Source organism: Chitinophaga tropicalis (assembly GCF_009758205.1).
GTDB classification, from domain to species: Bacteria; Bacteroidota; Bacteroidia; order Chitinophagales; family Chitinophagaceae; genus Chitinophaga; species Chitinophaga tropicalis.
On the sequence record NZ_WRXN01000013.1, the window covers coordinates 125,291 to 141,969 of the forward strand.

Annotated in this window: 3 protein-coding genes; all 3 read left to right on the forward strand. The window is 49.4% G+C overall.

The window, feature by feature from the left end; all coding sequences use genetic code 11:
* Nucleotides 1-14: 14 nt before the first annotated feature.
* From GO493_RS24365 to GO493_RS24375, 3 genes are read left to right on the forward strand one after another with little or no spacing between them, the layout of a single operon-like run.
* Nucleotides 15-7,886, forward strand: coding sequence for a non-ribosomal peptide synthetase (locus tag GO493_RS24365; protein ID WP_157308847.1), 7,872 nt, complete (start codon nt 15-17; stop codon nt 7,884-7,886).
* Nucleotides 7,887-7,913: 27 nt separating this feature from the next.
* Nucleotides 7,914-8,753, forward strand: coding sequence for a cupin-like domain-containing protein (locus GO493_RS24370; protein ID WP_157308848.1), 840 nt, complete (start codon nt 7,914-7,916; stop codon nt 8,751-8,753).
* 60 nt (nt 8,754-8,813) lie between these two features.
* The gene (locus GO493_RS24375) at nt 8,814-16,679 is read left to right on the forward strand and encodes a non-ribosomal peptide synthetase (RefSeq protein ID WP_157308849.1); all 7,866 of its coding nucleotides are present in this window, start codon (nt 8,814-8,816) and stop codon (nt 16,677-16,679) included.

A 16,679-nucleotide genomic window follows, 5' to 3' on the forward strand; every position in this document is an offset into this window, starting at 1 on the left:
TAAACTTAGGATTGATGGAAAATTTATTAAGGAGATTAAAGGAGAACAATATTTCCGTATCGCTGGATAAAAGTGACCTGAAAGTAAAGTTCAATGGCGCCGGTCTGTCTGACACATTGATCAGGGAGCTGAAGGATAATAAAGTACAGATCCTTGAATACCTGACAAAGCTCAGCAAGGATAAAAATACTGCCAGTATAGTTGTTGCCCCGGAAAGCGAGCATTATCCCCTGTCTTCCTCTCAAAAGAGGTTATGGGTGCTGAGCCAGCTGGAGGAAGGAAATATTGCTTACAATATGCCCGGTGTATATGTATTTGAAGGGAAGCTGGACCAGGCTGCATTGAACAGGGCCTTTAATACGCTGATAGCACGCCATGAAAGCCTGCGCACTGTGTTCAGGGAAGATAAGCATGGCAATGTGCGCCAGTTTATAAACCCTGTGCAGAAAAGCCCTTTCAGTATATCTTTCCAAGATCTGCGGCAGGAGAAAGAGCAGGGAACCAGGGTAGAAATCCTGGTGCGTGAAGAAGCGGTACGGCCATTTAATCTGTACGCCGGGCCTTTACTTCGCGCAGGCTTGCTGCAGGTGGCAGATGACAGGTGGATCTTCACTTATACCATGCATCATATTATCAGCGATGGCTGGTCTATGAATATCCTTATCAGGGAAGTATTACAGTTTTACAATGCTTATGTAAATAACGGGAAAAACCCATTGTCTCCCCTGCCTATCCATTACAAAGATTACGCGGTATGGCAACAGGAGCAGCTGAGCGGAGCGCAGCTGCAGCATCACAGGAACTACTGGCTGCAGCAGTTTGAAGGAGAGCTGCCGGTGCTGGAGTTAAGAACAGACAAACCCAGGCCATCAATAAAAACATATAGCGGTGGCGCTGTCAGTAAAATAATCAGCAGGCACACAACTGCCGCGCTGAAATTGCTGGTACAGGAGCAGGGCGCTACCTTGTTCATGGGATTGCTGGCGGGTGTGAATACCCTGCTGCACCGTTACACCGGGCAGGAAGACTTTATCATAGGAAGTCCTATTGCCGGTCGTGAACATATGGACCTGGATGACCAGATCGGGTTCTATCTGAATACGCTGGCATTAAGAGCGAGATTCAAAGGACAGGATAGTTACAGGGACCTGTTGAAACATATTAAGCAGGTAACATTGGGCGCTTACGAGCACCAGGTGTACCCTCTGGATGAGCTGATCGATGAAATGGATTTCAGGAGGGACAGAAGCCGCAACCCCCTGTTTGACGTGGTAATGGTGCTACAGAATAATGAAAGCGCCTACCTGAAAAAGAAGCAGCAGCTTGCCGGCCTGCAGATAAGCGAATATAACGGGGGCGGACACCAGATCAGCAAATTCGATCTCTCTTTTTATTTTGTTGAAGCAGGAGATGAGATCCATGCCAGGCTGGAATATAACACAGATCTGTATGCGAAGGAAACCGTGCTGCGGCTTGCAAACCACCTGGAACAACTACTGGCAGCCATAGCCGATCAACCTGCCGCTCCACTATGTACACTGGATTACCTGTCAGCTGCAGAAAAGGAACAACTGTTGGTTGAATTTAATGCTACCGGCTCTGAATACCCCAGGGAGAAAACCATTGTGGAGCTGTTTGAAGAGCAGGCAGCGCTTACTCCTGATAATATTGCGGTAGCATTTGAAGACACTACACTTACCTACCGTGAACTGAATGAACAGGCTAACCGCCTGGGGGACTACCTGTGCAGCAATTACTGGATCAGGCCGGACGACCTGGTAGGGATAAAGCTTGAACGGTCAGAGAAGATGATCATCGCTATACTGGCTATACTGAAATCCGGCGGGGCTTATGTGCCTGTTGACCCGGATTATCCGCAGGACCGTATAGACTTTATGCTGTTAGACAGCGGATGCAAGGTAGTGATAGACCCGGAAGAGTGGGCTAAGTTTGAGATGCATGCAGATGAGTGCCCGGTTGTTAATCCCACTCCCGTTAACCTGCCCGGGGATCTTGCTTATGTTATTTATACATCCGGTACCACCGGCAAGCCTAAGGGGACGTTGATAGAGCATAACAACGTAGTGCGTCTGCTCAGGACAGAGAAACAGTTGTACGATTTTAAGTCAACCGATGTATGGACAATGTTCCATTCCTACTGTTTTGATTTCTCTGTGTGGGAAATGTACGGCGCACTGCTGTATGGTGGTAAAATAGTGGTAGTACCTGCTATCACAGCCCGGGATCCGGATGCCTTTATAGACCTGTTATGCCGGGAAGGTGTGACAGTACTGAACCAGACACCTTCTGCATTTGATAACCTGGTGCGCCATGAGCTGGCAAGACCGGCTGCTGCATTGAACCTGCGTTATGTAATATTCGGGGGAGAGGCGCTTAATCCCGGTAACCTGAAGGGTTGGAGAAAAAGATACCCCGGTACCTGCCTTGTTAACATGTATGGTATCACGGAAACTACAGTGCATGTTACGTATAAGGAGATCACGGAGAAAGAGATAGAGAACGGCGCCAGCAATATAGGCGTGCCTATTCCCACACTGCGTTGCTATGTACTGGACCAGCATCAGCAACTCATGCCGGTAGGCGCCTGTGGAGAATTGTATGTAGGCGGTGAAGGTGTGGCAAGAGGTTATTTAAATCGTGAAGAGCTGACAGCCAGACGGTTTATTCCAAGTCCGTTCAATGCCGGTGAACGTTTGTACCGTTCCGGCGATAAAGTGAAGCTGCTGGAGAACGGGGAGATGGAATATCTTGGTCGTATAGATGACCAGGTGAAGATCCGTGGTTATCGTATAGAGCTGGGAGAGATAGAAAATGCACTCCGCCGTTATGAAAAGATAGACGATGTGGTGGTACTGGCCAGGAAGGACCAGCAGGGTGAAAGTAACTTAGTGGCTTACGTGGTGGGTAAAGTACCGCTGAATGCCACGGAGCTGAGAAGCTCCCTCGCCCGGCATTTACCTGCCTATATGTTACCAGCTCATTTTGTGCAGCTGGGGCGGCTGCCACTTACATCAAACGGAAAAGTAGACAAGAAGAACCTGCCAGCCCCGGAGGGAGCAATGCTGGCTGCCAATACTACCTATGTGGCGCCGCGGGATGAAAAAGAAAGTTGCCTGGTGGCGGTCTATGAGGACGTGCTGAGAAGAGAGGAGATTGGTGTAAAAGATGATTTTTTTGCACTGGGGGGAGACTCTATCAAATCCATACAGGTAGTATCCCGTTTAAGACAACGCAATTATACGCTGACCATCAGGGATATTTTACTGCATCCTGTTATAGAAGACCTGGCGGGCCATATGACCGTGAGCAACAGGACCATTTCACAGGATACGGCAACAGGTATCATACCATTAAGCCCTATACAAAGGTATTTCTTTGAGCACTATTCCACGGAGAACCATCACTACAATCAATCCGTACTGCTTTACAGCCGTACGCCCGTTTCCGAAGAAGGATTGCGGGCTGCCCTTGACAAGATCATGGCGCATCATGATGCGCTGAGAATGGTATACCGCGAAACGCCGGGAAGCTGGGTACAGGAAAATAAAGGACTGGAACTGAGCTGCACGCTGGAGGTGATAAGCGCCTACGATAAGGAAGGCTACGCCGCCCACTGTGACCGGATCCAGTCTGGTATAGACCTGGCAACCGGCCCGCTGTTCAAAGCTGCGCTGTTTCACGGTGCTGATGGGGACCGCATCCTGCTGGTGGCTCATCACCTGGTTATAGACGGTGTTTCCTGGCGTATTATTTTCGAGGACCTTTCCAGTCTTTACCAGCAATATATTTCCGGTAGCCCGCTAACGCTTCCGGCAAAAACAGATTCTTTTGCCTACTGGCAGGAACAGCAGCAGGCTTATGCCAGCAGCAAAACCCTGCAGCAGGAAGAACCTTACTGGGCATCCATTGCCTCCCTTCCTGTACAACCACTGCCTCTGGACAACCCGGAAGGAGATAACCTGATGAAGCATGCAATTGCCGCTTCGCTTACACTGGATGAAAGTACCACGGCGAAACTGCTGACAGGCTGTTATAAGGCTTACCGCACGGATGTGAACGATATCCTGCTTACAGCATTGGGACTGGCGCTGGAAGAAGTGTTTGGCCTGAGCCAGGTGGTGATCAACCTGGAAGGACATGGCCGTGAAGAAATAGGATCTGATACGGACGTGACCCGTACCATTGGCTGGTTTACCTCCCTGTATCCTGTTGCGCTGGACATGCAGCACAATGATGATATGATCCGTCAGCTGATCTCTGTAAAGGAAGGCCTGCACCGTTTGCCCAATAAAGGCATTGGTTATGGTATTCTGCGCTACCTGGCAGACCGTGATTATCATATAGATCCTGAGATCACATTCAACTACCTGGGCGATTTTGGCTCGGGAGTAAAAACGGATGAAGGGGATGCGCTGTTCGCATTTTCCGGTGAATTCCGCGGAAATGAATTTGCAGACAGTATTTCCCGTACCGCTGTACTGGATATTACAAGCAGGGTGGTGGATGGCCGTATGAGCCTGTCAATAGGATACAGTACCCAACAATACAATACATCCACTATCAATAAGCTGCTGACTAGCTATCAGCAACACCTGGAACAGCTGGTAGTACGTTTGTCCCGTGAAGAGGGCGTGCACCTGACACCCGTGGACCTCACGTACAAGTCGCTCAGCATAGAACAGGTGCTTGAACTGGATGCCAGGTACAGGATCGAAGATATTTATCCCATGAGCCCCCTGCAGGAGGGACTTTATTATCACTGGCTCACATCTCCCGATTCATCGGTTTACTTTGAAGAGATGAGTTACCAGCTGAAAGGGAACCTGGACCTGTCCCTGCTGGAAGAGAGCTATCACCGTCTGGTATCCCGCCATGCGGTATTAAGGACGTTCTTTACCCAGGATTATGGGGAAGAACTGCTGCAGGTGGTAAGACGTGAAGTGCCCTCCACTTTCCATGTACAGGATATTACGGAGGATGATTCCTTCTCTGTGGAAGCATATAAACAGCAGAACCGTTCAGCAGGTTTTGACCTTCACAAGGGGCCTATGATCCGGTTAACGGTGCTGCGTAAGGGAGATACCTATGATTTTATATGGAGCCATCATCACATATTAATGGATGGCTGGTGCAGCAGTATCCTGATCAGGGAATTTTTTGAGATCTACTATGCACTACTGGCAGGCAGGGAGCCCGTGCTGAACAAGGTGCATGCATATGCGGATTACATAAAGTGGCTGAGTGGAATAGACAGGGATGATACGCTGGCTTACTGGTCATCATACCTGCAGGGATATGATACAGTGAGTAGCCTGCCGCAGGAGAGTGGTGCTGCAGCTGCTGGTTATAAGGGGGCTGAACATATATTCCTGCTGGAAGGGGATGTACGTCATTCCATCCGGTCTTTGTGCGCAGAGCTGGGTATTACTGAAAACACGTTTATCCAGACGGTATGGGGAATACTGCTGAGCAAGTATAACAATACAGACGATGTAGTATTTGGCGCTGTCGTGTCAGGCCGCCCTCCGGAGCTGGAGGGCATTGAGGACATGATCGGTCTTTTCATCAATGCAATACCGGTACGCGTCCGTGCAGGCAAAGATGTTCCTGTCAGAGAGCTGCTGAAAGAAGTACAGCAAAGCTCCATAGAGGGTATGGACCATCACTATGCGCAGCTGGCGGAGATTCAGTCTGTAACTGAGCTGGGCAGGAACCTGTTTGACCACATACTGGTGTTTGAGAACTATCCTGTCCAGGAAGTGGTGAAGGAGAGTGTGGAAAGCAGTGGTAATGATGGTAAGCTGTCTATGTTATCTGCCGACAGCTTTGAGCAGTCCAACTATGACTTTACATTCATGGTGGTGCCCGGCGATGATATCACTGTTAAATTCAGCTATAACGGCAACAGGTATACGGAATCGCAGATAGCAGCATTGCAGGGACACTTTGTCCGCATTATAGAACAGGTACTGGATAACCCCCTTGTGCCTGTAAAGGGAATAGATTACCTGGCCGCAGCAGAGAAGGATCAGTTGCTGTTTGCCTTTAATAATACTACACATGATTACCCTTCAGATAAAACCCTGGTAGCCTTATTTGAAGAGCAGGTGGCACGTACGCCTAAGCAGGTGGCATTGGTGTTTAACGGTACTTCCTTTACTTACCGTGAACTGAATGAACGGGCTAACCAGCTGGGCGCTTACCTGCGTGAGCAGTACAATATCCGTCCGGATGATCTTGTAGGTGTGCAGTTACAGCGTAGCGAGCAGATGATCATCGCCCTGCTGGGCGTACTGAAATCAGGTGGTGCGTATGTACCTGTTGATCCCGGTCATCCGCAGGAGCGTATTGATTATATGCTGCAGGACAGTGGTTGTAAAACACTGCTGGATGCTGCTGCTATGGAGCGCTTTACGGCAGTAGCAGATAACTATGGCCGTGAGGACCTGCCTTTGGTGAATCAACCCACAGACCTGGTGTATGTGATCTATACTTCCGGCTCTACCGGTCGGCCTAAAGGCTGTATGCTGGAACATCGTGGTGTGATCAACCGTATAGAATGGATGTGGTCTCACTATGGCTTCCGTTCAGATGATATTATCCTGCAGAAAACGACGTTCACTTTTGACGTATCAGTCTGGGAGCTGTGGATGCCCTTATGCTGGGGCACCCGCATGGTGCTCTGTGAACAGGATGATATAGGTTCACCGGACCGTATCGTAGCACTGATCAACCGCGAGAGTGTTACCTGCCTTCACTTCGTACCAAGCATGTTACAGGCGTTCCTATCCTCCGTGGAAGACCGTTCAGATCTGGCAGAACAGTTGCAAAGCCTTCGCCGTGTAATTACGAGTGGAGAAGCCTTGCCGGTGGAGACGGTGAACAGTTGGTATGACAGGGTGGATGTACCCATCCATAACCTTTACGGCCCTACGGAAGCGTCAGTGGATGTGACCTACTACGGCACAGCCCGTGGAGATCGTCGTATCCCTATTGGCCGTCCTATCTGGAACACGTCTATGTATGTGCTGGGCAGTGATGATCAGCTGGTTCCTGTGGGCGTAGCAGGGGAGATCTGTATAGGAGGCACTGGTCTGGCGCGGGGTTACCTGAACAAACCGGAGCTGACAGCGGAGAAGTTTGTAGCAGATCCGTTCAGGGCCGGGGAGAGGATCTACCGTACGGGTGATCTTGGTCGCTGGTTGCCTGATGGAAATATAGAATACCTGGGCCGTAAAGATGACCAGGTGAAGATCCGCGGTTACCGTATAGAGCTGGGAGAAATAGAGTCTGCATTACAAGTCCATGAGTCAGTAACAGCGGCTGCTGTTATAGCCAGGGCAACAGACGGCAGTGAGAAAGAGCTGGTAGCATATGTGGTTGGAGGTGAAGCCCTGCAGGCATCGGTGCTGCGGGCTTACCTGGGCAAGACCTTACCTGCTTACATGGTACCGGGTTATTATGTACAGCTGGAAGCGCTGCCGTTGTCCCCCAACGGGAAACTGGACCGCAAACGGCTTCCATCGCCGGAAGGTATGGGGTTGTCCAGCGGCCGTGAATATGTAGCTCCGCGGAACGAGATAGAAGAACGGCTGGTGCAGATCTGGCGGGAACTATTAGGGAAGGAAAGAATAGGGGTAAGAGACAACTTCTTTGAAGTGGGAGGTAACTCTATCAGGATCATCAGGCTGGCAAAGCTGGTCAGCAAGGCCCTGGACAGGGAGATAACAGTCACATTGCTCTTCCAGTACGCCAACATAGAAGACCTTGTAAGTTACATTACGCAGGATGCTGCCGCTTATGAAGAAGATGAGTTTGACAGTGATGGCCTGGCTGATGACCTTGACAAATTCAACCTTGCCTGAACCGGTAAAAAACAAAAAACATGTATCATGAAAAACAGCAATAATGAATTTATGTCTGTAGAAAGGATCTCCAGTCCTTCGAAAGCAGTATTTAACAAGCAATACGGATTTGCATCCAGACCGGTACTCATAACAGGTATGACAGACAACTGGAATGCAATGACGCGGTGGACAACAGAATTTTTTGAGAGCCGTATGGGACAATATGAAGCGCTGGCGTCAAGATCGCGTGACAGGAAAGACAAGAAACAGATGAAGGTCCGCGAATACTTCAGCTATATGAGGAACAGTACAGATAATGACCCTTACTATCTTTCAAACTGCCAGTTCCACCTGAAAACGGATATGACGGCAGACTATACTGTTCCCGATTACTTCATCAGCTGCCTGCAGCTGATGGAAGATAAGCTTCCCCTGCAATTCAGACTGTCCTGGATGTTCATAGGAGCTGCCAATACCTATTCGGCCCTTCACCTGGATATATTCAATACCAGTGCATGGAATGCCGTGATCACAGGGAGGAAGCTATGGTTGTTCTATCCGTCTGAACAGGCCAGGTACCTGTATAATGGCAATGTTAATCCATTCAGCCCTGACCTGGAAAAATACCCCGAGTTCAGCAAAGCAAAACCCCTGGTATGTGTACAGCATCCCGGTGAGGTTGTTTTCACACCCAGTGGGTGGTGGCACGCGGTGCTGAACGAAGAAGGCGGTATCTCGATCACGGAGAATTTCATCAATGAGACCAACTATGATATAGTCAGGGCAACACTGGCGCACTACCAGAAAACCGAAGAAGCCAGGATCGTTGATGAATGTATGACCCGTTACCTGGTAGAAGAAAACAATGCCTCATTGCTGATATAGCCAACTCCCGAAGCATTAACCCAAAGTGGATCATTCTTTCAAATAAACCCATAGATAATAATGGAAGAGTTATTAAGGACCCTGAAGCGGAATAATATTGCTGTTTCCCTGGATAAAAGCGACCTGAAAGTGAAGTTCAATGGTACAGCGCTTCCTGCAGACCTGGTCAGACAATTGAAAGACAATAAAGCCTCACTGATCAAATACCTGTCCGGATTAAATAAAGAAGCTGCCACCGGTCATATCGGGAAGGCTGCAACTGCGGATCATTACCCATTATCTTCTTCACAGCGTAGGGTGTGGATGGTGAGTCAGCTGGAAGATGGCAACAGGGCCTATAATATGCCGGGTGTATTCCTTTTCGAGGGCAACTTTGATCTGTCTGCATTTTCCCGTGCGCTGGATGCGCTGATTGCCCGCCATGAAAGCCTGCGTACAGTATTCCGGGAAGTGGAGGATGAGGCCAGGCAGTTTATCCTTCTGCCGCATGAGGCGGGGTTCAGGGTAGATTACCGGGACCTCCGGGAAGAAGGGGACAGGGACAGCAAGGCAAAGGAACTGATACAGGCTGCGCTGGTAGCCCCTTTTAACCTGTCCACCGGACCTTTGCTGAGAGTGGGTCTATACCGGATAGCAGATGACAGGCATGTGTTTGTATACGTAATGCACCATATTATCAGTGATGGATGGTCCCTGAATATCATGATCAGGGAGCTGTTCTCACTCTATAACGCTTATACCGGCAATGCAGGAGAAGAGTTATTACCGCTGCGTATTCAATATAAGGATTATGCAGTCTGGCAGCAGGAACAGCTGAGTGACGAAAAGCTGTCAGCCCATCAATCGTATTGGCTTAAACAATTTGAAGGCACGCTGCCGGTCATAGATTTTCCGACCGACTATGAACGTCCGGCAATGAAGACCTATAACGGGCGGTTACAAAGCTGGTATATTGCGCCTGCATTGAGCAAAGGCATAAAAGCACTTAGCCAGGAACAGGGAGGGACCTTGTTTATGGGGTTGCTGGCGGCCATCAATGTGCTGATGTACCGTTATACAGGCCAGGAAGACCAGATCATAGGTACTCCTGTTGCGGGCAGGGAACATGCTGACCTGGAAGACCAGATCGGTTTTTACCTGAATACACTGGCGCTGAGAGCAAAGTTCAGCGGCAGTCATACCTTCCGTGAACTGCTGGAAAATGTCCGGCAGGTTACGCTGGCAGCATATGAGCACCAGGTATACCCGTTTGATAAACTGGTAGATGAGCTGCACCTTAAAAGAGACCTGAGCAGGGGGGTATTGTTCGATGTGATGATCCTGCTGCAGAATACCCAACAGGCAGAGGCGATAGGCAGAGAAGCTGAGCAGACGCTCGGCGATATCCGGATAAAAGGATATGGAGGTGGAGAGTCTGTAGTGAGTAAGTATGATCTTACTTTTTATTTTACCGAAGTACAGGACACAATAAGGCTGGATATAGAATACAATAACGATCTCTTCAATGCTGCTACCATTGAGCGGCTGGAGGCATATTTTGAGCAGCTGCTGGCAGCTGCAACAGCAGCTCCGGAGAGGACCATCGATGAGCTGGTTTTCATGAACACAGGTTCACAGCTTATAGAAGGCGGGCATGATACTATAACAGAGTTTGCCTGCACTCACCATCAGGAACGTTTATGGTTTATTGATCAGTTTGAGAAGAACTACCTGTACCAGGGCAGTCCTGTATATCATAACCTGCCATTGATAGTGCGGTTCAATGAAAAGCCGGATATCGGGCTGCTCAATGACAGTATCAGGAAATGTATTGACAGGTATGCTATCCTGCGTACGACGGTTGTGAACAGGAACAGTGTGCCTTTCCAGGTAACCGGCCCCGGTACCTTTGATGGACTGAAGGTGCAGCACGTGGCTGGCAGCGCCCGGGACAGGGCTTGTGTGATCAGGCATTGCCTGACAGCAATAGAACAGCCCATGGAGATTGACAGCGAATCGCTGGTGCGTTTTAACCTGCTGGAGTTTGAAGATGGTGGTTGGGTATTTGTAATAACAGCTCATCATCTCATAGCAGACCGGCAGTCGCTACGCCTGCTCTTCAATGAGATCACGGCTCATTACTGTGGTACTCCCGTTACGAATGAGGGACAACTACAATACGCTGATCTTGCGGTATGGCAGAAAGGCCTGCCGGCAGATGCACTGGCTCCCTTGTCTGTTTACTGGAAAAAGAAGCTGAAAGACGCTCCTGTGTTATACCTTGATACAGATAACGAGCGCGAGCATATACATATTTACAGTGCAGCGGAACAACAAAAGATCTTAACACCCGAGTTGTCAGCCCGGGTCCATGCTTTTTGCAATGACCGTAATATAACTCCCTTTACCTTTCTGCTGACGGCCTTCAATACATTGTTATACCGCTATACAGGCAGTGATGAGATAGTGATCGGAACACTTTACCCCAACAGGGACAATGAAGCAGTAAAGGCTGTTATAGGCCCTGTTGCCAACCTGCTTACCCTGAAAAGCGAGGTGAAACCTGGCGTTAGCTTCAGAGAGCTCCTGCAGCAGGTTGCATCGGATTATCAGCGCGCTGTGGAATGCGCAGCCGTTCCGTTTGAAAAAGTGGTGCTGGATGTTAACCCCGGCAAGGATATGAGCCGCACAGCGCTTTTCGACATAATGATACATTATGAAAAGGAAGAGCATGCATTTGACATAGTAGAGCTGAACTACGGGTTAGGCAAATATGACTTTAACCTGCTGATAAAGGATGGCAGCCACCTGGAATTTTTCCTCACTTACAATGAAAGATATTTTGGCAGTGCGCGTATAGAGCGACTGCTGGAGCATTACACAGGTATTATCGAAGCAGCGCTGAATGGATATGAAAGCGCTGTAAGCGGTTTTCCTTACCTGGCGCCGGCGGAAACAGCGCAGCTGCTGCATGGTTTTAATGAAACAGGTACAGCTTATCCACGGGAGAAAACCATTGTACACCTGTTTGAAGAGCAGGTAGCGCTTACTCCAGACAACATTGCGGTAGTATTTGAAGACACTACACTTACCTACCGCGAGCTGAATGAACAGGCTAACCGCCTGGGTAAATACCTGCGTACCGTTTATGGCATCAGGCCGGATGACCTGGTAGGGATAAAGCTGGACCGGTCAGAAAAGATGATCATCGCTATACTGGGTATACTGAAATCCGGCGGGGCTTATGTGCCTGTTGAACCGGATTACCCGCAGGACCGTATAGACTTTATGCTGTCAGACAGCGGATGCAGGGTATTGATAGACCCGGTGGAATGGGCAAAGTTTGAGGCGCAGGCAGATAAATATGCCGCTGTGAATCCGCCGGTGGTAAACCTGCCTGGTGATCTTGCCTATGTCATTTATACCTCAGGTACTACAGGTAAACCTAAGGGCACATTGATAGAACATAACAATGTTGTTCGCCTCTTTAAGACAGAGAAACAGCTGTATGATTTTAAACCCACCGATGTATGGACCGTGTTCCATTCCTACTGTTTTGATTTCTCTGTATGGGAGATGTATGGCGCGCTGCTTTATGGCGGTAAAGTAGTGGTAGTACCTGCTATCACAGCCAAAGATCCGGATGCTTTTATAGACCTGTTATGCCGGGAAGGCGTGACAGTACTTAACCAGACACCTTCTGCATTTGATAACCTGGTGCGCCACGAGTTGGCAAGACCTTCTGCCGCATTGAAGCTGCGTTATGTGATATTCGGAGGGGAGGCACTTAATCCCGGGAACCTGAAAGAATGGAGAAAGAGATATCCCGGTACCTGTCTTGTTAACATGTATGGTATCACGGAAACGACCGTGCATGTCACGTTTAAAGAAATTACAGAAAAAGAAATAGAGAGAGGCAGCAGTAATATAGGAATGCCTATACCCACACTGCGTTGCTATGTACTGGACCAACACCAGCAATTGCTGCCGGTGGGCACCTCCGGCGAATTGTATGTAGGCGGTGAAGGGGTATCAAGAGGTTACCTGAACCGGGAGGAGCTGACAGCCAGACGGTTTATTGAAAGCCCGTTTAATCGCGGTGAGCGTTTGTACCGTTCTGGCGACAAAGTGAAGCTGCTGGAGAACGGGGAGATGGAATATATTGGCCGTATAGACAACCAGGTAAAGATCCGTGGTTATCGTATAGAGCTGGGAGAGGTAGAGAATGTACTTCGCCGTTATGAAAAGATAGATGATGTGGTAGTGCTTGCCAGGAAGGATGATCGTGGAGAAACTTCACTGGTAGCTTATGTGGTGAGCAGGGAGCAGCTGAATGTTACAGCGCTTCGTCTGGCCCTGGCACAATATTTACCTGCCTATATGCTGCCTGGTTATTTTGTACAGCTGGAGCGGCTGCCACTTACTTCAAACGGAAAAATAGACAAGAAGAACCTTCCAGATCCGGCGGGCATGGACCTGTCAGCAGGCACTACTTACGTAGCGCCAAGGAACGCAACTGAAGCGAAGCTGGCTGCCATCTGGCAGGAGGTGCTGGATAGGGAGAGCGTAAGCATAACGGATAATTTCTTCGAATTGGGAGGACATAGTCTGAAGGCTACCCGTCTGACCAACCTGATACATAAGGAATTTGATATCAGGATAGCGTTGAGGGACATATTTACCAAGCCGGTACTGGAAGAACAGGCGCTCCTGGTGGCTAATGCAGGCAAAAGCGCATTTACGGCCATATCTCCGGCGCCCGTGCAGCCGCATTATCCATTATCTTCTTCACAGCGCAGGATATGGATGCTATGCCAGCTGGAAGGCAGCAGCACAGCATATAACATGCCTGGGGCCTTTGTGTTTGAGGGGGCGCTTGACCGTACAGCGCTTAGTTATGCGCTCAGTACGCTGGTAGCCCGCCATGAAAGTCTGCGTACTGTATTCAGGGAAACTGAAGCAGGGGAGATCAGGCAATTTATACTGCAGCCGGAAATGGCTGGTATCAGCCTGGCCTACAATGATCTCAGGGATGCAGCAGATACTGAAAGGCAGGCAGAAAGACAGGTGCAGAAGATGCTGGCGGCTCCCTTTGACCTGGCGCAAGGCCCATTGCTGAGGGCTGGTTTGTACAGGGTAGCCGGCAACAAATGGTTTTTCGGTTACGTGATGCACCATATCATCAGCGACGGATGGTCAATGAATATATTGATGAATGAGCTGTTGCAATGTTATAATGCTGCCTGCAAAGAGCAGGAAGCAGCCTTACCCCATCTGAACATCCAATATAAAGACTATGCCGTATGGCAGCAGGAACAGCTTGCAGGAGACATCCTTAACGGGCACAGGGCCTGGTGGCTGGAACAGTTCAAAGGAGAGCTGCCGGTGCTGGAATTACCGGCAGACAGGCCCCGCCCTGTAATAAAGACATATCATGGCGGTACTGTGCATAAAGAGATAGGTAAAGAACCTACCCGGCAGCTCAGGCGTATTGTGCAGGAAGAAAGCAGCACCCTGTTCATGGGAATACTGGCAGCCGTTAATGTATTGTTGCACAGGTATTCAGGTCAGGATGACATTATTATTGGTAGTCCTATAGCCGGCAGAACACATGATGATCTCAAAGACCAGATCGGTTTTTATGTAAATACGTTAGCACTCAGGACCCGGTTCAGCAAAGAAGACAGTTATCTTGGATTGCTGTCGGCCGTTAAACAGGCAACCCTGGGAGCATATGAGCACCAGGTATATCCTTTTGATGAACTTGTAGACGAACTTCGTCTTCAACGTGATACCAGTCGCAGTCCGCTGTTTGACGTCATGGTAATGCTGCAGAATAATGAAGCCGGAAACAGTGGCGCAGAGCAGGGTATGGAGCATGTTATTGTCAGGCAATATGGAAATACGGAAGAGATAGTCAGCAAATTTGACCTGACCTTCAATTTCGTGGAAGCCGGCGATACCCTGCAGATAGACATAGAGTACAACCGTGATATTTATGAAGCAGACACGGTAGCGCGCATGGCAAATCACCTGGAGCAGTTGTTTACCGCTGTTACAGCCAATCCACATCAGCCGGTAAGTCAGCTGAACTACCTGGACCACGCAGAGCAGGAACAGCTTTTAATTACATTCAACCAGGCGGCATCTGTTTATCCTGCTGACAAAACGGTGATAGACCTGTTTGAAGAGCAGGTTTATAAAACGCCCGATGACACGGCGGTTATATTCGGCGAAACATCCCTTAGCTACAGGAAGCTGAATGAACAGGCTAACCGGCTGGCCAGCTATCTAAGATCTGTATACCGGCTGGAGCCCAACGATCTTGTTGCTATAAAGCAGGACCGTAGTGAATGGATGATCATATCCATACTGGGAGTGTTGAAGTCAGGTGCCGCTTATGTGCCCGTAGATCCTGCATATCCTGCAGACCGTATTGAGTACCTGCTCTCCGATAGTGGCTGTAAAGTGCTGATAGATGAGGCAGAGCTCAACCGCTTCAGGGCAGAGGCAGACGGGTATTCTCCCAGGGATATGAAAATGATACAGCACGCAGACCACCTGGCATATGTGATCTATACATCCGGCTCTACCGGGTTGCCCAAGGGATGTACTGTTACATGCAGCAACCTGTCCGGTTATATCCAGTGGGCCAACAGCTATTATTTCAACGAAACCGGACCGGCCAGTTTCGGGCTATATACATCTCTTTCCTTTGACCTTACGGTAACGAGTATCTTCTGTCCGCTTACACAGGGAGGCAGGCTATTCGTTTACAGGCAGGATGAGGAGCTGCCTTCCATACTGGAGCACAGCTTTAGCCCGGAGAGCGGTATAAACTGTATCAAGCTCACGCCTTCCCATATTCATATACTGAAGCAGCTGGACATCCACGCAACGTCTGTTCAATGCGCCATAGTAGGTGGAGAAGATGTAACTCCTGAACAGGTGAACATCCTGAAATCCATCAGCCAGGGCATCAGGATATATAACGAATACGGGCCAACGGAAGCCACTGTTGGCTGTATAGTGAAAGAGCTGGAACCCGATACCCGTATCCTGATCGGTAAACCAATTTCCGGTACCGGCATATATATCCTGGATGATGAACTGGCGCTTTGCCCGGTGGGTATTCCCGGTGAGATATTTATCCGTGGTACGGGCGTAGCAAAAGGCTACCTGAACAAACCGGAGCTGACCAGGCAGAAGTTCTTACCGGACCCTTTCGCAGGGAAGAGCGCTATGTATAGAACGGGCGACCTGGCAAGATGGCTGCCCGACGGAGATATTGAGTTCTTTGGCCGGAAGGACGACCAGGTAAAGATCCGCGGTCACCGGATAGAATTGGGTGAGATAGAAAGTGCGCTGCAGGATTACCCTGGTATCAATGCCGCCGCTGTTATTGCAAGGGCTGGTAAAGACGGGCAGAAAGAGCTGGTAGCATATATAACAGGAGTGCACACACTGAGCACATCAGAAATACGCGCTTTCCTGGTACGGTCGCTGCCGGTATACATGCTGCCTGACCATTATGTGCAGCTGGAAACACTGCCGTTGACACAGAATGGTAAAGTGGACCGGAAAAGGTTGCCTGATCCCGGAGATGCAAGACTTACCACCGGCCAGGCATATGAGGCCCCACGGAATGAAAAGGAAGCATGCCTGGTAGCTGTATGGCAGGAAGTGCTGGGAGATATGCCGATAGGGATCAATGATAACTTTTTTGACCTCGGTGGTAATTCCATGAAGCTGATGAAAATGGTAGGGCTGTTAAACAAGACATTGGGTTGCAGGATATCTGTGGTGTCAGCATTCCGGTTTCCCAGTATTGCGGCCCTGGCAGCGTACCTGGGGGCGGCAGAACAGCAGGATATGCAGGCCGGGGCAGAAGAAGACCAGCGCTCTGTAGATATCATGGAAGAGACTTTTTCCCTGTTAAACGAGTAA

Bases quoted from the DNA above. Each gene is read 5' to 3' on its own strand.
- GO493_RS24365 (WP_157308847.1), top strand. From the start codon at position 15: ATGGAAAATTTATTAAGGAGATTAAAGGAGAACAATATTTCCGTATCG.
- GO493_RS24370 (WP_157308848.1), top strand. From the start codon at position 7,914: ATGAAAAACAGCAATAATGAATTTATGTCTGTAGAAAGGATCTCCAGT.
- GO493_RS24375 (WP_157308849.1), top strand. From the start codon at position 8,814: ATGGAAGAGTTATTAAGGACCCTGAAGCGGAATAATATTGCTGTTTCC.